The organism is Synechococcus sp. JA-3-3Ab, from assembly GCF_000013205.1.
Classification (GTDB): Bacteria; Cyanobacteriota; Cyanobacteriia; order Thermostichales; family Thermostichaceae; genus Thermostichus.
On sequence record NC_007775.1, the window covers coordinates 666,715 to 683,489 of the forward strand.

The 16,775-nt window shown below is 59.5% G+C and carries 15 protein-coding genes, 1 tRNA gene and 1 pseudogene; 8 read left to right on the forward strand and 9 right to left on the reverse strand.

Going from position 1 to position 16,775, the window contains the following annotated elements:
• Nucleotides 1-137 precede the first annotated feature (137 nt).
• The 4 genes from CYA_RS03090 (at nt 138) to CYA_RS03105 (ending at nt 2,550) form a co-directional block, all read left to right on the forward strand.
• Nucleotides 138-770 carry an ATP-dependent Clp protease proteolytic subunit gene (locus CYA_RS03090; RefSeq protein ID WP_011429553.1) on the forward strand — a complete coding sequence of 211 codons (633 nt, stop codon included), beginning with the start codon at nt 138-140 and terminating at the stop codon, nt 768-770.
• A gap of 17 nt (nt 771-787) precedes the next feature.
• Nucleotides 788-1,369 (forward strand): Uma2 family endonuclease, encoded by a 582-nt coding sequence (locus CYA_RS03095; protein ID WP_011429554.1) that lies wholly within the window; start codon nt 788-790, stop codon nt 1,367-1,369.
• A 27-nt stretch (nt 1,370-1,396) separates the two neighbouring features.
• Nucleotides 1,397-2,008 (forward strand): ATP-dependent Clp protease proteolytic subunit, encoded by a 612-nt coding sequence (locus CYA_RS03100; protein ID WP_011429555.1) that lies wholly within the window; start codon nt 1,397-1,399, stop codon nt 2,006-2,008.
• 275 nt (nt 2,009-2,283) lie between these two features.
• A complete protein-coding gene (locus tag CYA_RS03105) occupies nt 2,284-2,550 on the forward strand; it encodes a hypothetical protein (protein WP_041438869.1) in 267 nt (88 codons plus the stop codon).
• 33 nt (nt 2,551-2,583) lie between these two features.
• On the opposite strand, the gene CYA_RS03110 is transcribed toward CYA_RS03105, so the two are convergent.
• Nucleotides 2,584-3,183 carry a chromophore lyase CpcT/CpeT gene (locus CYA_RS03110; protein ID WP_071813501.1) on the reverse strand — a complete coding sequence of 200 codons (600 nt, stop codon included), beginning with the start codon at nt 3,181-3,183 and terminating at the stop codon, nt 2,584-2,586.
• A gap of 162 nt (nt 3,184-3,345) precedes the next feature.
• Here CYA_RS03110 and CYA_RS03115 point away from each other — a divergent pair, with 162 nt between their 5' ends.
• Together CYA_RS03115 and CYA_RS03120 are read left to right on the forward strand one after the other, a co-directional pair.
• Nucleotides 3,346-4,740, forward strand: a complete 1,395-nt coding sequence (locus CYA_RS03115; RefSeq protein ID WP_011429558.1) for a malic enzyme-like NAD(P)-binding protein — start codon at nt 3,346-3,348, stop codon at nt 4,738-4,740.
• Nucleotides 4,741-5,119: 379 nt separating this feature from the next.
• Nucleotides 5,120-5,791, forward strand: coding sequence for a DUF1614 domain-containing protein (locus CYA_RS03120; RefSeq protein WP_011429559.1), 672 nt, complete (start codon nt 5,120-5,122; stop codon nt 5,789-5,791).
• Here the strand turns inward: CYA_RS03120 and CYA_RS03125 are convergent.
• The 5 genes from CYA_RS03125 to zds all read right to left on the reverse strand — a co-directional run bounded on the left by CYA_RS03125 (nt 5,788) and on the right by zds (nt 12,880).
• Entirely contained in the window at nt 5,788-7,920 is a 2,133-nt protein-coding gene (locus tag CYA_RS03125) for a caspase family protein (protein WP_011429560.1), read from the reverse strand. The two genes, CYA_RS03120 and CYA_RS03125, sit on opposite strands and share 4 nt — an antisense overlap.
• A gap of 648 nt (nt 7,921-8,568) precedes the next feature.
• A complete protein-coding gene (locus CYA_RS03130; protein WP_011429561.1) occupies nt 8,569-9,459 on the reverse strand; it encodes a CPBP family intramembrane glutamic endopeptidase in 891 nt (296 codons plus the stop codon).
• A gap of 130 nt (nt 9,460-9,589) precedes the next feature.
• Entirely contained in the window at nt 9,590-10,300 is a 711-nt protein-coding gene (locus CYA_RS03135) for a class I SAM-dependent methyltransferase (protein ID WP_011429562.1), read from the reverse strand.
• Between the two features lie 49 nt (nt 10,301-10,349).
• Nucleotides 10,350-11,297 carry a sugar phosphate nucleotidyltransferase gene (locus CYA_RS03140; protein WP_011429563.1) on the reverse strand — a complete coding sequence of 316 codons (948 nt, stop codon included), beginning with the start codon at nt 11,295-11,297 and terminating at the stop codon, nt 10,350-10,352.
• A 131-nt stretch (nt 11,298-11,428) separates the two neighbouring features.
• Nucleotides 11,429-12,880, reverse strand: a complete 1,452-nt coding sequence (gene zds / locus CYA_RS03145; protein ID WP_011429564.1) for a 9,9'-di-cis-zeta-carotene desaturase — start codon at nt 12,878-12,880, stop codon at nt 11,429-11,431.
• A gap of 139 nt (nt 12,881-13,019) precedes the next feature.
• Here zds and CYA_RS03150 point away from each other — a divergent pair.
• Nucleotides 13,020-13,091 (forward strand) — tRNA-Gly (locus tag CYA_RS03150).
• 48 nt (nt 13,092-13,139) lie between these two features.
• On the opposite strand, the gene CYA_RS03155 is transcribed toward CYA_RS03150, so the two are convergent.
• The 3 genes from CYA_RS03155 to CYA_RS03165 all read right to left on the reverse strand — a co-directional run bounded on the left by CYA_RS03155 (nt 13,140) and on the right by CYA_RS03165 (nt 15,045).
• On the reverse strand, nt 13,140-13,874 hold the full coding sequence (locus CYA_RS03155) for a M15 family metallopeptidase (RefSeq protein WP_011429566.1): 735 nt from the start codon (nt 13,872-13,874) through the stop codon (nt 13,140-13,142).
• Nucleotides 13,875-13,913: 39 nt separating this feature from the next.
• Nucleotides 13,914-14,351 carry a peroxiredoxin gene (locus CYA_RS03160; protein WP_011429567.1) on the reverse strand — a complete coding sequence of 146 codons (438 nt, stop codon included), beginning with the start codon at nt 14,349-14,351 and terminating at the stop codon, nt 13,914-13,916.
• A 70-nt stretch (nt 14,352-14,421) separates the two neighbouring features.
• Nucleotides 14,422-15,045: an HD domain-containing protein gene (locus CYA_RS03165; protein ID WP_011429568.1), complete on the reverse strand. Its 624-nt coding sequence runs from the start codon at nt 15,043-15,045 to the stop codon at nt 14,422-14,424.
• 545 nt (nt 15,046-15,590) lie between these two features.
• Here CYA_RS03165 and CYA_RS14600 point away from each other — a divergent pair.
• Nucleotides 15,591-15,722 (forward strand): annotated as a pseudogene (locus tag CYA_RS14600) (IS200/IS605 family transposase); the annotation flags it as partial.
• Nucleotides 15,723-16,775: the final 1,053 nt, after the last annotated feature.

Here is a 16,775-nt window from a genome sequence, read left to right on the forward strand (position 1 = left end):
CCCCTTCAGGTTCTGGTTCTTAGGAAGACAAGGGATCCGCTGCTGTTCTCGGATCCCTTGCTCTTGTCCTTCATCTGTGCTGTCGTTCTAGGAAGTTGTCTCTAGAGTCAAGGGATTGGCCGTAGGAGAACTTTGGCATGGTGCAATCGACCTACTACTATGGCGGCGCTCCGGTTCGGACTCCGCCTCCCGATTTGGCTTCGCTGCTGCTGCAAGAGCGCATTGTCTATCTGGGTCTGCCCCTGGCCGAGGAGGCGAATGCCAACGTCACCAAGCTGATTGTGGAACAATTGCTGTATTTGCAGTACGAGGATCGGGAAAAGCCGATCAAGATGTACATCAACTCGACGGGCACCTACAGCTACGACACGGCAGCTTTTGCCATTCTGGATACGATGAACTACATCAAGCCGCCGGTGCATACCATCTGCATTGGCAATGCCATTGGCATGGCGGCCATGCTGTTGGCGGCGGGCGCCAAGGGGTTCCGGGCCAGTTTGCCCAATGCCACGATCGTGCTGCATCAGCCGTATGGGGGCACCCGTGGACAGGCCAGCGATATTGAAATTCGCACCCGCGAGATCTTGACCTTGCGCAACATGATGCTGGAGGAATTATCTCGCAGCACGGGCCAGCCCATAGAGCGCATCAAGAAGGATACGGAGCGGCTGTTTTTCATGACTCCGGAAGAGGCCAAAGCCTACGGTCTTATCGATCAGGTGTTGACCAGCTCCAAAGCCCTGCCGAAGTTGGCAACAGCCAAAAGCTGAAGCAGAGGGATCCGTCGATGGTTCAGGTCCCTGTACAGCCTTTAACGGCGGAGGAGTACCTACGCCTCAAAAGCTGGCCTTATGAAGGACGGCTTGAACTTGAAGACGGGTATATTCGGGAAGTGCCAACTGAGGAGCGCATTAACACCCTCATTGAGCTGTTTCTGATTGCGGAATTGCTCAAGTTTTTGCCCGTCCAACGCCTGAGCTTGGGCCAAGTTGAGGTCGAAGTGCCCGCAGCCAAGGCTCGGTTTCGCAACCCAGATGTGATGGTTTTACATCCTGACCATGTGAGCTTGCTGGGGAACGGTCGCGGAACCCTTCGGCTGCCCATGCCCCCGCCGCTGCTGGTGGTGGAAGTGGTTTCTCCTGGAATAGACAATGAAAAACGTGATTATCAAGACAAGCGCAAAGACTATGCTGCCCGTGGGATCCTGGAATACTGGATTGTGGATCCCGCCAAGCAGTCGGTGTCGCGCTGGGTTGGCGGGGAATACGAAGACGAGGTTAAAACCGGCCCTGAACGCATTGTTTCCTCGGTTTTGCCCCAGCTAGATTTAAGCGCGCAAGACCTCTTGCAAGCGCATCGTTCTGTGTAGTGTTCTGTACTTTGCCAGGAGAAACTTATGCCGATTGGAGTGCCTCGCGTTCCCTACCGTCTGCCCGGTGAGCCCTACAGCCAGTGGATCAGCCTCGACGACCGCCTGTACCAAGAGCGGATCTTGTTTATCGGCGAGCCCATCGACGACAACCTGGCCAATACCATCGTGGGGGTGATGCTCTACCTCAACTCCCAGGATCCGCAAAAGGATATTGTGATGTACATCAACTCTCCTGGTGGCTCTGTAACGGCGGGCATGGCCATTTACGACACCATGAACCACGTCAAGCCCGACATTGTTACCGTTTGCGTGGGCCAAGCAGCCTCGATGGGGGCCTTCTTGCTGGCTGCCGGCACCAAGGGAAAACGCTTTGCCCTGCCCCACTCCCGCATCATGCTGCACCAGCCTTCCCTGGGGATGATCCAAGGTCAGGCCAGCGATATCGAAATTCGCGCCCGCGAAACTTTGCGGGTCAAGCGGCGTATGAATGAGCTCTTGGCGCAAATGACTGGCCAGCCGCTGGAGAAAATCGAGCGGGATGTGGAGCGGGATTTCTACCTCTCGGCTACGGAAGCCCAAGCCTACGGCATTGTAGACCGAGTGATCCAAGAGCGCTCGGAAGCAATGGCCGGCTAAGGGGGATTTTGGCTCGCTGCAAAAAGACGGCCTGGGCAAGATCCCGAGTAAGATTAGGGAGCTGAGGACTGGCTCGCTGTGGTTTGACCGTTTGACGGGCCTGGATTCCGGCAGGTGTGATGTTCCCCGGCTTATACGGTACTGGTTCTAGGGTGCTGGGAGAGGGGCTGAGGATCCCTGGGGTAGCTAGGATAAGGCGGAGTGGACCGAGAGATTTGCATCCGGTGAACCGAAAGCATTGGGTCAAAAGGAGCAGTGGATGGGCCAGTCTGCTGGTGTTCCTGCTGTATCCGCCGAATCAGGCCTTGGCTTTGCCCCCGGCTTCTGAAATCCCTGAGGAGGTGCTGCGGGCGCAGCCAGATTTGCAGGCTCGCTCTCCGGTCGATAATCAGCCCCTCACCGCTGGCGAAGCTCTGCAACTCCAGGCAGCCCTGGCAGCCCGGCCCGAAACCGGATCTGTTTCTCCAGAGGTGGAGCGGCTGATCTTTTTGCTCAAGCTGCGCAGGGGTTTCCGCGACCTGTTTCCTTTTTTGTTCCCATAGCCCTCCTAGCTAGCCCAACAGTTTTCCGAACCCTTAGGGGCGAGGGGGAAATACCACAGGGATCCTTTTCTGGTAGCGGTAAGGGCCGGCGCGGGATCCCCAAGTTTGTTGGCCGGTGGTGGCGTCGAAGCCGCGATCCCAGGTGATGAATTCCTGGGCTGTGAGGTCAAACTCGATGTGGATGTAGGTGCTGTCGCCGGGGTTGAGGCGGCAGCCACCGCCCGGCAGCATCTGGCCGTGGTAGCAGTCTGCGCGCTTTTCTACGAGGATGCGACAACCGGGCAAATGCTGCAAGTCAGACAGAGAAAGCTGCGCCAAGCGCTGCAGATCCTGAGAGGCACCTGCCCAAGCCGCTTGATCCCGCAACTTATAGTTCTCGATCCGCAAGGGATCCGCCAATACCTGCAGCACCCGGCTGCGGTAAAACCGGCCCGGCGTGTGCTCGTTAAATTGCTCGGTAAAAAAGCCGATTCCTTCTGAAAACAGGTGGGGAAGGCGCACGTACCAAAGGCTCACCGGTACAAACCACACCGGTTCTGCCATGGCTTGGGCGCGGTTGCTGTAGTAACCTTCCAGCCAATCGGCAAAAGTATTGAGGTCGGAATCGGAAGTTGCCGCAGCAGAAGCTGTCATATGCAAGAAGGAGGATCGCCTGTCTTCGGGATTTCTCGATCCTAGGGTTATTCTCACCCCTAACCCTGCTTCCGGAGGGAGAAGGTTGGGTGCCGAACCGGAGGGCTCAGTGTTGAGGAGCTTGCTCTGCTGAAGGCAATTTTTCTTCTACTATAGAAAGCTATGACAAAACTCACCCCCAGCTCCAGCTACAGCATTGCTCTACGTCTGCGCCTGCCCAACCAGCCAGGAGCGCTGGCCCGTGTTACCCAAGCTATTGCCGAGGTGGGAGGCAGCCTCAGCCAGATCGACCTCATCCACCAATCGGCAGCCGAAACGGTGCGGGAAATCTGCGTGGATGCCGTTAGCAGCGAGCATGCCGAGCAAATTCGCGCCGCTGTTGCCTCTTTGCCCAACGTAAAAGTGGAGCGGGTGGTGGATCGCACCTTTGAGCTGCACCGGGGGGGAAAGCTACAGGTGGTGGCCAAAAGCCGCCTGGAGAGCGCCGCCGATCTGGCCATGGCCTATACCCCGGGCGTGGGTCGGGTGGCGCTGGAAATTGCCGCCGATCCCAGCGCTGTGTATGAATACACCATCAAGGGCAATTGCGTTGGCATCGTAACCGATGGCAGCGCCGTGCTGGGCCTGGGGAATATCGGCCCGGAGGCGGCTCTGCCAGTGATGGAGGGAAAAGCAGCCCTGTTCAAACGCTTTGCTGATATCGATGCTTTCCCGCTCTGCCTGGCCACCCAGGAGGTGGGGGAAATTGTGGAGACGGTGGTGCGCCTGGCGCCGGGGTTTGGCGGCTTCAACCTGGAGGACATCAGCGCCCCCCGCTGCTTTGCCATCGAGTTGCAGCTCAAGGCCCGTCTCAACCTGCCGGTGTTCCACGACGATCAGCATGGCACCGCCATTGTGGTGCTGGCAGCGTTGTTGAATGCCTTGAAGGTGGTTAAAAAAAGCCTAGAGGAGGTGCGCATTGTCCTCAACGGGGCAGGAGCAGCCGGTATTGCGGTAACTCAACTGCTGCGACGGGCCGGGGCCAGACATATCCTGGTCTGCGACCGCCAAGGGATCCTCAGCCGCTCCCGCGCCGACCTCACCCCCGAGAAAGCTGCCGTTGCCGTTGAGGAGAGCGGATCCCTGGCAGAGGCTTTGGTGGGAGCAGATGTGTTCATCGGGGTGAGCGTGGCCAATGCTTTGACACCAGAGATGGTGGAGAAAATGGCGCCGGATCCCATTGTCTTTGCCTTGGCCAACCCGGTGCCAGAGATCCAGCCCGAGCTGGTGGCAGATCGAGTCGCCGTGATGGCCACCGGGCGCAGCGACTACCCCAACCAGATCAACAATGTGCTGGCCTTCCCAGGGGTGTTCCGCGGCGCTCTCGATTGCCGCGCCAAGCAGATCAACACTGAGATGTGCCTGGCTGCCGCCCAGGCCATTGCCAATTTGATCCCACCGGAAGATTTGGATCCCCAGTGGATCATTCCCTCGGTCTTCGATGGGCGGGTAGTTCCTCAGGTGGCTGCCGCCGTGATCCAAGCTGCCCGCCAAACAGGAGTGGCCGGGATCCCTTGAGGGTTCCCCCTGGCCAAAAGCGGGTGGAAGGCAGCAGGCCTCAGCTAGAAGCCGCAGGAGCCCCGCACTGTACCCCCCTCAATCCCCCCGCCCCCCTGCCCCCCGTATACGGGGGGTTGGGGGGGAAGGGGGGCGGTCGGAGCCGGGTAGTTTACGATTTGCTTTTGCGGAGATCCGCACTATCAAATTGCTCTATCCACAACTCCCAGCAATCGGCGCGCCGGTTGCAAAGTTGCTCAAGATATTTCTTTGGGCTCTGACAGAGTTAACCGGAGACTTGCTTGTTATTTTTGTTACAAGATCGGGGATCCTCTCTACCTAGAGTCGAGGAAGCCGGACTAAGTCCTGATAGGCTGGAGGAAAGTTTGGGATCCCTGCCATGTTCTACTTGCCGGTCTCGCTGTTGCTGTTTTTGATGCTGGTGCTGCTGCTGCCTTTCCTCTGGCTGGGGCTGGCGGTGGATGTGGTGGCGTTGGCGGTGGGCAAGTTGGGGTTCTCGCGGGAGGGGGCGCTGTTGCTGCTGCTGGCTATCCTGGCGGGCAGCTCGGTCAATATTCCCCTGTATCGTGTGAAGTGCGAGGTAACGCTGGTGGAAGACCTGGCCAGCCTGTGGATACGGCAATTTTGGGGGATCCCGTTGGCCAAGATCTCTCAGGAGACCGTGGTTGCTCTGAACGTGGGCGGGGGGCTGATCCCGGTGCTCTTGGCCCTGTATCAATTTGGCCGGGCCGATGGGCTGTTGATCCTGGCCGTAACGGCGCTGGTGACTGTGGTCAGCTACTATGCTTCCCACGTGGTGCCCGGAATCGGCATTCAGATGAATCCCTTGACCGCCCCGGCTACGGCAGCCTTGGCCGCCATGTTCTGGGCTGGAGATCAGGCGCCGGCGGTGGCCTTTGCTGGCGGGGTTTTGGGCACGGTGATCGGAGCGGATCTGCTGCACTTGCCGGAGGTGCTGCGGCGCAATTGCTCGGGCATTCTCAGCATTGGCGGGGCCGGGGTTTTCGATGGCATTGCTCTCTGTGGCCTGTTTGCCCTGTTGCTGAGCTAAACCAGCAAATAGGTGAGGGAAAGGGTAACAGCCTGGCCGGGATCCAGCCAGCGCAAGTCGGGATCCCCTTCGGGGGCACGCTGGGTCAACTCCTCGAGGAGAATTTGCGTCCATTCCAGCGGCCCATTGAGCAACAGCGGCGAACGGGCTACCCCCAGCTTGCGGGCCATGGTTTTGAGGGCTTCCAAGCTGGCCGACAAGGGGCGAGTGCTGGCCACAAACAGCAGCTCGGTCAGCCCCTGGGCATGGCAGGTGAGCAGATCGGGATTGACGGCAGAGCGCGAATTGCCAGCCATCTCAGGCAGAGGTGGCAAAGTCAGGCTGCTCTTGGCCTCCAGGCGCAGCGGCAGGGCAAAGTCCTCCTGGGGCATGGGGGCCAGCAGGTGCAGTTGCCCGCTGGAATCGACCATCAACAGGTACCCGAACAGATCCTGCTCGCCCTCGTTGCGCAGAGTGAGATAGAGGGGATCCCCGCGCATAAAGCGTGGCATGCCTGGCTCGCCAGGAGCAGCGGCCCCTTGGGCAAGCCGTGACCCCCGCAAGGGTTTGCCCTTGGTGGACAATTCCCCCACCACCGCCAGCGGCGAGATTGCCGCGTTGAGGGTAGCCCGCAGGCGCTTGGCCGCCAGCAGATGGGCCAGACGGGGCACCAGCCGCTGCACTGCCGTAGCGGCAGCTTCCCCAGCCGGCCCGCAGGAATTGAGCAGCAATTCTCGCCCCGGCCAAAAGAGGCTGTAGCTGTTGACTTCCAGGGGTTTGGGCAGAGCGTCCAATTGAAAGGCGGCGGCCATTTCGGGGGTGATGCGGCCCAGCAGGCAATCCACCTGGCGCTCGCGCGGGTTGGCCGTCTCCATCCAGCTGTAGCCGGCGATGGCGTTGGTCAGATCTACTTTTTCAACGCGGCCTAAGTTGTCTTCCAGACCCACCAAAAGCTTGAGGCTGCTGGAGAGGCTGCGCAACTGCTCCCGCACCAGCGTGCCCACGGGGGGAAATTGACCTTCCCCGTTGGCCGGCTGCACCTGTGCCAACAGGCCGCTGCGAGAACGAATCAGCAGCGGCACCGGCGAGGCGGTGGAAGGCTCGGCAGCAATGGGAACCAAAAGAGTACCTGGCTGCAAGCCGCAGAGTGCCGCCGGTGGGATCCCACCCAGCCACACCTGGGCCCGATTCCCCTTCACTTCCTGGATGGCGCCGCTGACTCCCACCTGAGGGGGGGTGAGGAAGTAGGGCGGGATGCGCCGAGCCGTTTCTTTGCCCTCCAGGATGGGGCGCTGACAAGCAAACAGGCCCAGCTCCCGCTGACCGGCCACTTGGTTGAAGGCTATCAGCAGGCGGGTGGCAGGTGTGGTCTCCCACAGGTACTGCGTCAACAGGTAGGTGAGTATCCCTGCATGAAATCCCGGCCAAGCGGCTTCTGCCGCCAAATCTTGGGGGGTGGTGGCGGCAATTAACAACCCCTTGGGCGGAGAGGGCCAAATCTGCTGCACTTCACCAGAAGGCAGGCGACCGGGAGCCACCGCCTCTGGGGAGGTAGAGGCTACTTCCTTGGGGACTTTCGGCGGGCGGGAGCGCAGTTGCAAGTTGCCCCGTACTGCGGGTGCAACATAGGTAAAGCCACAATCGAGTACGGTCGTGAGCTGGGCTGTGCCCAAGCTTTGCACAAGCTGGAAAAAGCGCTCCAGACCCATAGCCGCCGCTTCTTCAGGGCCAGCCAACAGCAGCGCCGGCTGCCAGCGCTCGGGCGAAGATCCCGCCCGCCATTGGCCGTAGCCGCTAAACTGCACCACTACCGTTTCAGCCGTCTGACTTGCACTTCCCAAGTGCTCGGCAAAGGCTGACTGGATCGCGCTTGAAGTGGCAGCTCCATCGGTGAGGATGAGAATGTCTGCCGGGTCAAAGCCAAAGCGATACCGCAGCAGCTCCCGCTGCAGCTCCACATCCGTGACACACCCCTGTAACGGGGATCCCTCGCCGGGGTAGCGGTTAATGCCTATCAAGAGAGCCAACTTGCGGGAGCTGGCCGCCAAAGCTTGCCCGTAGCGCTCAGCCTGACCCACCAACCAGCCGGGAGAGAGACCAAGGCCGGCAGCAACCAGGAGTAACTTTTGTAGAAAAGACCGCCTTTCCATGTCAACCCTGTGGGCTGCCTCGCTGGCGTAACAGCCACCCTGTTGGCGAACGAGCCACAGCTCAACTCTGCACCGGATCTGTTGCTGCCTATTTCAGGATATCCCCACCCCTCCAGCTTTTTCGAGGGATCGGGTGACAGTTTTTGGCGTTTCGTTTACATTCTTGGCGGGATCCCGCCTCAAGTCCTTTCCGTCTGGGGATACCGACGCCAAGGCCGCTTAGGAGTTCAGCTAGAAACGGCAGGAGGCCCGCCCTTTTCCTCCTGTACACGGGGGATACGGGAGCGTGTCAATCAACAGCCGCGCAGCAAAACAGAGCGTTGGCGGTCGAACAGTTGGCGTTTTCTCAACTGAGGCAGTTTCTGCACTCCAAGGCGGTGGGGCCGGGGTCAAGGTTGTGGTGGTGCCGCCTGCCGACAGTTTGCAAACCGGCCACCGATGTTTATGGCTTGGCCAGCAGGAAGGGAAGCGTTTTCGTTGTGTGAACCCGGCCTGGGGCTGGGAAGGGGAGGCAGATTTTAACGGTGCCAATGTGATTGCGGTTTTGGGGGCTGCTGTAAGCCGGCCTGCCCCCCGTACACGGGGGGTGTGGGGGGCCCTTGGTTGGCTTGCCAACTGCAGGGCTACCCAAAGCCTGCACTCTATGTGTCAGCATGAGTGCGGGCAATTTACAAAATAGGGCAAGTGAGCCCCCCGTTCCGGCCAATGGCAGCGGAGGAAAGGGATTACGATGAACCCAGCCAAAACTAGACAGCACAGGCTGTAGTAGAGGTGAAAGCTCCCGATGGGATCCACCTGTTCCACTACCCCTCCTCCCAGGGATCCCAGCGCTAGAGCCAGGATATTGTTCAAAGCATGGGCCAGGATGGGTAAGCTCAAGGAGCGTGCTTTCAGGTAGAGCAGCCCCATCACCAGGCCAAACACCGTCAGCCCAAGTGGGTTAGGGTGCAGTAGGCCAAAGACCACGGAAGAAGCCAGCAGGCCTCTGTCAAGCCCCCACTTGAGGCTCCAGCGGTGGAGCAAAATGCCGCGAAACAGCCATTCCTCCGTTATGGGGGCCACCACTGCAATCGAGAGCCAGCGCAACCCCTGGTACACCTGCGGCCAGGCTGTCTCCCCCTCCTCTTCCCCCAGGGAGTCCAGCATCGACTCCGCCAGCTCCGGGAAAGACAGCGACACCCAGTAGAGCATCAGCAAAGTGGTGCCCATGGAGAGCACAACCAAAGCCGGCACTACCCGCAGCAGGGATCCCCAGGGAATCACAGCTCGCCAGTTGCCCCACAGCCGCCTCATCTGCAAATGGGCTCGTCGCCCGCGCTGCCAGCTCCAGATACAAGTGAGCACAAACGTGACGCAATAGACAACGTAGGCCAGCACCGGATCGTCCGAGGGCAGAGGCAACAGCCTGGCCAAAGCGACAACCCCCAGACCCACCCCCCCGTTGATCGACAGGAAAGCCAGCAGCAGATAGCGGGCCTTCAGCGCTGAAAATCCGGCTGAACCCGGCTCGGCAGGCGGCAAGGCGGGGGATCTGGACATAAAAAAGTAAGAGGTAGGAGTTTTCCCATCTTATAAGGGTGGGGGAGAGAGCACCGACTTTGGAAAGCCAATCCTCCGGGCAAGCTACCTCGTGGAAGGGGAAAGCCCCCCTCTTCAAAGGGAGAGGAGGTCACTGCTTGCGCTGAATCCAATAGGTGGTAAATAGCTCGCCACTGGCCTGTTTCTGGATTTTGCCCCCCAAGTCGGCGATGCGCCGCTCCCACTCCTGTAGGGGCGTGAGAATCGGCTCGCTGCCTTTGAAGAGCTCAATCAACCCCCACTGTTCGGCCCACACCGACTCAGGATTGACCACTTCGATAATCACTGGCGCAGCCGGACGCAACACCCGCCTCAGTTCTGCCCAAACCGCGTCAAAGTAGTCTATCGGGTAGTAGTACAAAAATCCTGTAGCAATGGCCAGATCGAACTGCTCTGGCCCGTAGTTTTCCAGGTGATGGGCGGATCCCTGCTGCATCGACTTGAACAGCTTGGAGTTAAGCTGCGGTGCCCGCGAGCGCACAAAGCGCACGATCCCCCCGCTCAGCTCATGGCCGTAAAAGTAGGCCTGCCAATCGTTCCAGGGATAGGTCAGGAAACTCACTCCACAGCCCAGATCCAAGCAGGCTTCCCGCTTTTTGGGGGCGCGCAATTGCCAAAAGGGGATCCCCAGGCGTTCCTGGAGGTGATCCCGCTTTTGGGCTTGCCAAAAGGGCAACTGTTCCAGGTCGGGGGGAAGCTGCCAACTGGCCCGACCCAACTGCACCTCCAGCTCCCGGTTGAAGCGGGCGGCTACGGCGGCAAGATAGGGATCCCAGCGTTCCCCGCTTTGCGGTAGCTCCATCTTTGGCCGGCTCTGTTGTGGAGGCTTGGGCGCTTAACTGGCCTTTAACCTAGACTACCAGGAGGCCCGGCCCATAGGCCCCCGGCTGCAGGGATCCATTGACCCAACTGTAGCTGCCGAGGATGGTGCCGGCGGGGACTTGAGCTTGGGAGCCCAAGCGCGTGTAAGCGCCGATGTAGCAGGGCGCGTGCAATTGAACGTCAGGGTGGATCTCGGCGGTCTTGTGAACCCATACCCCTGGCGCCCGTTCTTCCACATCCTCGAGAGGGAAATCCCTCATCCGGCTCAGGAGAATGTCCAGTTGGCCGTGGTAGTAGCTGGCCGGCGTGCCCAGATCCCGCCAGTAGCCAGTGTGCAGGTAGGCTTGCAGCCGTCGCCCCTGCCGCAGCAAGTCGGGGAAGATACGCCGCTCGAAGCTGAGGGGATCCCCGCTGGGGTAGTCTTTGAAAATAGCCGGATCGAGGACATAGGTACCAGCGTTGATGGTGTTGGTGGTGAGGGTGAGGGCTTCGGCAGCAGTGGGCTTTTCCCGAAAGGATTGGATCCGGCCCCCTTCCCCTACCTCCACCAGGCCGTAGGCGGTGACGTCCTCCACCTGGGCGAGGGTGAGGGTGGCGACGGCCCCGCTCTGCAGGTGGCAGTGTATCAAATCTAATAAATCCAGATCGGTGAGGATATCGGCATTGAAGACCACTAAGGGATCCCCGCTGAAGTAGGGTTGGGCCAGCACCAAAGCTCCCGCTGTATCTAGCGGCGTCTCCTCGACGACGTAGCGGAGCTTTACCCCCCAAGCAGTGCCATCTCCCAGAGCCGCCTCGATCTGTCTGCCCAGATACCCCACGCTGAGCAAAATGTCCGTCAGGCCGGCCCGGCGGCAGCGCCCGATCAGCCAGTGTAAAAAAGGCACCTCTAGCAACGGCAGCAGAGGCTTCGGTTGCCACAAGGTCAGCGGCCGTAAGCGAGTTCCTTGCCCCCCTGCCAAAATCACCGCCTGCATAGCTATCCCCAACCCATTTTCCCAGCCTAGATGGTAGGGGAAAAGGATCCAGCCTGCCACAGCCAACTGGCTGAGGCCAGAGGCAGGGAGAGCCCCCCTTTGCCGCTGTTCTGCTGGGCAGCGAAGGCCCGCTAGGCTGGCGGCGACGTCTGGGGATCCCGGTAGGCGGCCAGGATGGCCTGGGCAGCCAACTGGCCAGAGAGGGTGGCTCCTTCCATGCTGTCGATATAGTCTTGGGCGGTGTAGCTGCCGGCAAGGAAGAAGTTGGGCACGGGAGTTTTCTGCTGCGGCCGATAGGGCTCCATGCCTGGCGCCTCGCGGTAGAGAGAGTGGGCCAGCTTGACCACGCTGTACCAGGTCAGGTTCAGTTGCCGCGAGGAGGGAAAGAGCTCATGCACTTGGTGCAGCACGTGCTGGGCAATGGCCTCGTTGGACATGGAGATGAAGGGATCCCCCGGCGTGAGCACACACTGCAGCAGGGATCCCTGGCCGGGTTTGTAGTAGTCGGCGGGGCTGGTGAGAGCCAGATCGGCAAAGCAGGAGAAATCGGCATCGGGGGTGTAGAGGAGGTTGTCGATGCCAACTGGCTGCGGGTGGTCAGCGGCGCGTTTGGCCCGGCCCTTCAGCTCCGTCACCCAGCCGTCGAAGCGCAATTGCACCGTTGCCACGGGTACGGATTCCAGCTTGTAGAGGTTGTCGAACTGGGGCCACTGCCGCCACACCTGGGGGATCAGCCGTTTCGCCCCTTCCACGGCTGTTGCACACACGTACACATCCGCTTCCACCCGCTCGCCATTGGCCAAGACCAGACCGGTTACTGCGTAGGGAGGAGAGTCGCTGACTTCAATGCGGCTGACCCCTCTGCGGGTGTAAACCTGGCCGCCGCGGGCTTGCAGGTAGCGGACGATGGGCTGGGTGAGGTAGTTGTCCGGGGATCCCTTGAGGAGGTTGAGCTTGGAGGCATCGGTTTTGCTGGCAAACATCTGAAAAATGGTCAGCATGCAGCGGGCGGAAATCTGCTCCGTATCGATGAAGCCCAGGGCATAGGCAATCGGGTTCCACATCCGCTTCAGGCTGGCCTCGGATCCCCCGTGGCGGCGGAACCACTCGGCAAAGCTCATCCGATCCAAAGCGCGAATCTGCCGCATCGCCCCCTCGTAGTCCAGCAGGCCGCGAATCAGAGGGCTGGTGCCCAGCGCCAGGGCGTTGCGCAGCTTATCGGCCCAAGAGAGCTGCTCGGTGGCAAAAAAAGCCTTGAGGCCGTTGAAGGGCGCCCCTAGCGGGAAGCGAAAATCGAGGCTGGCCACCTGCCCCCCGCGGTTGACAAAGGTGTGGGTGTGTTGCTTGGGCAGCAGGTTCTCGTAGGCCCCCACCTTCTTCATCAGGGCAAACAGGTTGCTGTAGTTGCAGAAAAAAACGTGCAGCCCCATCTCGATGTGGTTGCCCTCGGCATCCTGCCAGGAGCCCACCTTGCCGCCCACAAAGGGCCGCGCCTCGTAGATCTGCACCTGGTGCCCCGCTTCCACCAAATCCACCCCTGTGACCAAGCCGGCCAACCCGGCCCCGATAATGGCTACCCGCATCGTGATCCCCTCAAATGAGCTCAGCCAAAGGCTGAGGCAACTGCAAAGAAAGATAAACTTCTCTCATTCTGGAACAAAATGCGCCAGGGATCCCTGGCTTGACAAACGACCGCAAAACTTGCCATGATAGATGTCCGATGCGGATGTAGCTCAGTGGTAGAGCTTCTCGTTGCCAACGAGACGGTCGCGCGTTCGAATCGCGTCATCCGCTTTTCGATCCCTCACCCCCGTCCCCTCTCCCAAGGGGAGAGGGGAGGTGTTAGCGCTTGTAGAAGGTCTCCAGGCTGTGGCGGTCGCCCACAAAGCGCCAGTGCCAAGGTTCGTAGTTCACCCCCTGCGGATTGTTTCTGGGGAAAGACAGCTCAAAGCCAAAACGGGCGGCATTTCTCTCCAGCCACCGGAAGGCAGGGGTGGTCTCAAAGGCTTCTTGAGTGTCCCACTGAGGAAACTGGGCATCGCCAATATCAATGGCGTAGCCGGTGTGGTGCTCGCTGTAGCCGGGGGGAGCGCTGAGCGCAGCCCGTTCTTCCGGTCGCAAGGCTCGCGATTGGGCCAGTTGAAAAAACAAAAACTCCTGCTCCGCTATCGAGCGAAACCCAGAGATAGGGACAAGGCGGATCCCGTCGGCTTGGGCTGCTTCACTCATGCGCAGGTAGCTCTCGGCAGCCGCCTGGCGCAGGCGCACCTCTCGACCGTGGTAGCTGCCCACCACCCGTAGGCTATCTGCGGGGGCCTCGGAATAGGCATAGTGCCCCAGCAGCAAGACCCGCTCATTCTGCTCAGTTGGCTGCGCCAGAGGGGGCTGACCGGCTTTTTCGAGGACTGGGGAATCTGCTGGGGATCCCGCCAATCTCTCCAGCCACCACGCCATCCAGAGCAGCAAGCCAACTATGGCCAGCCCTACGCCCAGCCACAGGCCCCACGAAGCTGAGGAACCTTGCGCTTTTTCCGCACCAGATGGCTGGCGACGCGCAACCGGAATGTCGTCGTTCATGCGCAAGGGCTGGGATCTCAGAGAGGAACCGAAGAGATTTTACAAACCCAAGTCGGCCAAAATATCGCGGGCGTGGGTTTCGGTGTTGATGTTCTGATAGACCTTGGCAATTTTGCCCTCGGCGTCGATGACGTAGGTCACCCGCTTGGCGTAGCCGCCTCCATCCACATCGTAGGCGCGGGCGATCACCCCACTGGTATCCACCAGCAGAGGGAAAGGCAAGTTGTACTTCTCGGCAAACTTTTGGTGAGAGGCCTGGTCGTCCATGCTCACCCCCAACACCACCACGTTTTTGCTTTGATAATCAGCGTAGGCGTCGCGGAAGCCGCAGGCCTCTTTGGTGCAGCCAGGGGTGTCGTCTTTAGGGTAAAAGTAGAGGACAACGGTTTTCCCGGTAAAATCAGCCAGAGAAACTTGGTTGCCGTGGGTGTCGGTCGTGTTGAACCCTGGAGCAACGGTGCCAACAGCGAGAACCATAGACAGGTGACCTGAAGAGTGCAAGAGAGAAAGCTGCCCTCAGCATTTTCTTCAGCCCTGGTCGTCTCTGTCAAGCTGTTGCCGGCCCCGACCCGGCTGCCCGTTGCAACTCGACCACCAGCTCTTGGAACTCCACTGCCAGCCTAGAAGGCAGCCGTCGCCCCAGGATCTCCGCCAGCGACCGGTAGTACCACAGGGATCCCTCTTTGCCGCCGGAGAAGCGCTCCCAGAGCTGATCCCCCAGTTGGCGAAAGTCGCGTAGGATGCAGCGGACGTTGTGCAGCTTGTCGGAGGCGGCCACCAGCAAAACCGAGGCATCTGCGGTTTCCAAGTGCTTGAGATAGGCCACTTTGCGCTCTTTCCAGTCTTCTTTGGGCTCGCCCAGGGAGCTATCGCTGTCGGTGTCCGTGCATCCCAGGACGATCTGCAGCACCCGTTCTCCGAAGTGCTCCCGCAGCTCCCGTTCAATCTGAGCCCGCGGCTCGCCGCTGTAGCGGGGGCCATCCTCCAGGCTGTCGTGGAGGAGGGCAGCAATGGCCTCATCTTCGTCGGCGCCATGCTCCAGGGCGATGGACGCCACCGCCAGCAGGTGGCTGAGGTAGGGGATCCTTGTTCCCTTGCGGGTTTGAGCGGCATGCCAGCGGTAGGCGTAGCGCATGGCCTCGGCAAACCGCGGCGTCAACTGGGTAGACATAGGTATCTCTCCGGTCGAGGTTGGCAGTTGAGGGGATTGGTATTGGTAGGAAATCGTATCCAGAAAGCCTCTATTCCAAACCAAGCTTTGACCTGGTTGCCGAGCGGCACTCTGACTTTTGCTTCTTGGAACTTAAGCCACTTTTTCGGGTATGCTACTGAGAACATCCCCTTCTTACGGTAGCGCGGCAGGTTTGGTCTTAAACTCATTCCTTCTTGCCAGGAGAGCCTCAGCTTTTTCTTAGAGCTACTGAGTGCCTCAGCTACAGACTTACACGTCTGTTGTGCGGCGGAAACATACATTGCGATAAAGTGCTTGTTTTGGGTTCTGGCCATCTCAGCACAAAGCTCACCATAGCTTGCCCATCGCTTCGTTTTGAAATAGACTTGTCTCGCATCGTACAGAGCACAGTTGCTTATTAGACTGTTGACACAACTCTAATAGGGGGACTAGCTCCCTGTTCTTGACTCGAACCTGCTGACAGCCGTACTCCATCATTGTTGATGAGCAGTATGATAACTACAGTCTGACATGAGTAAGCGATAATGCGAGAGGAAAGTCAACGGTACAATCACTACAACCATGCTGTGGGGCTAGCGGTTGTTTATCTCATTTTTTGGCCAAAGAGAAGGAAAAAGGTCTTGGTAGGAGAAGTCAGGAAGAGGTTGTTTGAGCTATGAAACTATATCAACGACCCCCATCATGGGTAAGCGACTAAAGTGGCTAGCGGGCTTTTCCGCCCTGCACTCAAGTGCGGGGCTACCAAGCTATCCTTTTGTGTGCAGGTGGGGACCGGCCCGCAGGGCCTGGATCACCGGAGCCAGCTCGATGGCTGCGGGCCGCGTACCCAAGATCACAGAAACCAGGGGAAGGGTGGCCATAGGCTCATGGGCAGCGGCACCTGTAGAGGCTGGAAAGAGCTGATCCACTCCGCGCAGCTCATTGGGGTGAGCCTCTTAAAAACACAGGCAGCATAGGGCAGCGTTTTCCCAAGGTCACAAGCTGCCAGGATGGGGACTCTACTCAGTCAGGCTGCGAGCAGAACCCGGAAGAGGTTGTGCTCTCTTGTTCGCTTACCCCGATCTTAACTCCCCATCTGCTCCGCTGATCGTTCACCGAATATGCCAGAAAAAGGTTGACGGGATCCCCTTCCTTCAACTAGCCTAAAAAGGGCTGAAGAGATCCTCTTCGGGCTGTCCGGGTTGTTCCGGTTCAACTCTTTCGGAGGAAAACGTTCAACAACATGGACGCTTCTGGCAGTTGTAGCACCGGCCAGCGGAGATCGCTCTTAGGAGCTCAAGTCCTTGGAGATCTGCGCCTTCCTGGTGCCTTCCATTTTCCCGCTGACAGCCTCAGTCGTCGCTTGAGAGGATCCCGTTTCGCCAACGCGAAGGGACAGGAGAGCTTTCTCAAATAGCTTCTGGCTTGGGTGGCTCTCTCGGTCGGCGACGAACAGATGGGCTGAGCAGAGCTCGACCTGAGCATCGGAAAAGGGAAAAGCAGGAGTGCTTCAAAGGGGACTTCCCCTAGCCTTGGGTTTTGTATTTGTTGTTCGTGGGCCAGGGGGAACCCTTTGGATTCCCTTTTATCGACTTGGGCTTGTGGGCGTCGAGTCGGGCCTAAGACGTTGAGAGGCGTTCAGCTTCAGGGCTCCCATGAGCCTCGGAGCAGGGGTTGGTCGTTGCCCTCCGGGTCTTTTATCCGGCTGACTCCAACCTTCGGAGGTTTGT

Excerpts from the sequence above, each read along its gene's own strand:
- CYA_RS03090 (WP_011429553.1), top strand. The coding sequence starts at position 138 with ATGGTGCAATCGACCTACTACTATGGCGGCGCTCCGGTTCGGACTCCG.
- CYA_RS03095 (WP_011429554.1), top strand. The coding sequence starts at position 788 with ATGGTTCAGGTCCCTGTACAGCCTTTAACGGCGGAGGAGTACCTACGC.
- CYA_RS03100 (WP_011429555.1), top strand. The coding sequence starts at position 1,397 with ATGCCGATTGGAGTGCCTCGCGTTCCCTACCGTCTGCCCGGTGAGCCC.
- CYA_RS03110 (WP_071813501.1), bottom strand. The coding sequence starts at position 3,183 with ATGACAGCTTCTGCTGCGGCAACTTCCGATTCCGACCTCAATACTTTT.
- CYA_RS03115 (WP_011429558.1), top strand. The coding sequence starts at position 3,346 with ATGACAAAACTCACCCCCAGCTCCAGCTACAGCATTGCTCTACGTCTG.
- CYA_RS03120 (WP_011429559.1), top strand. The coding sequence starts at position 5,120 with ATGTTCTACTTGCCGGTCTCGCTGTTGCTGTTTTTGATGCTGGTGCTG.
- CYA_RS03125 (WP_011429560.1), bottom strand. The coding sequence starts at position 7,920 with ATGGAAAGGCGGTCTTTTCTACAAAAGTTACTCCTGGTTGCTGCCGGC.
- CYA_RS03130 (WP_011429561.1), bottom strand. The coding sequence starts at position 9,459 with ATGTCCAGATCCCCCGCCTTGCCGCCTGCCGAGCCGGGTTCAGCCGGA.
- CYA_RS03135 (WP_011429562.1), bottom strand. The coding sequence starts at position 10,300 with ATGGAGCTACCGCAAAGCGGGGAACGCTGGGATCCCTATCTTGCCGCC.
- CYA_RS03140 (WP_011429563.1), bottom strand. The coding sequence starts at position 11,297 with ATGCAGGCGGTGATTTTGGCAGGGGGGCAAGGAACTCGCTTACGGCCG.
- zds (WP_011429564.1), bottom strand. The coding sequence starts at position 12,880 with ATGCGGGTAGCCATTATCGGGGCCGGGTTGGCCGGCTTGGTCACAGGG.
- CYA_RS03155 (WP_011429566.1), bottom strand. The coding sequence starts at position 13,874 with ATGAACGACGACATTCCGGTTGCGCGTCGCCAGCCATCTGGTGCGGAA.
- CYA_RS03160 (WP_011429567.1), bottom strand. The coding sequence starts at position 14,351 with ATGGTTCTCGCTGTTGGCACCGTTGCTCCAGGGTTCAACACGACCGAC.
- CYA_RS03165 (WP_011429568.1), bottom strand. The coding sequence starts at position 15,045 with ATGTCTACCCAGTTGACGCCGCGGTTTGCCGAGGCCATGCGCTACGCC.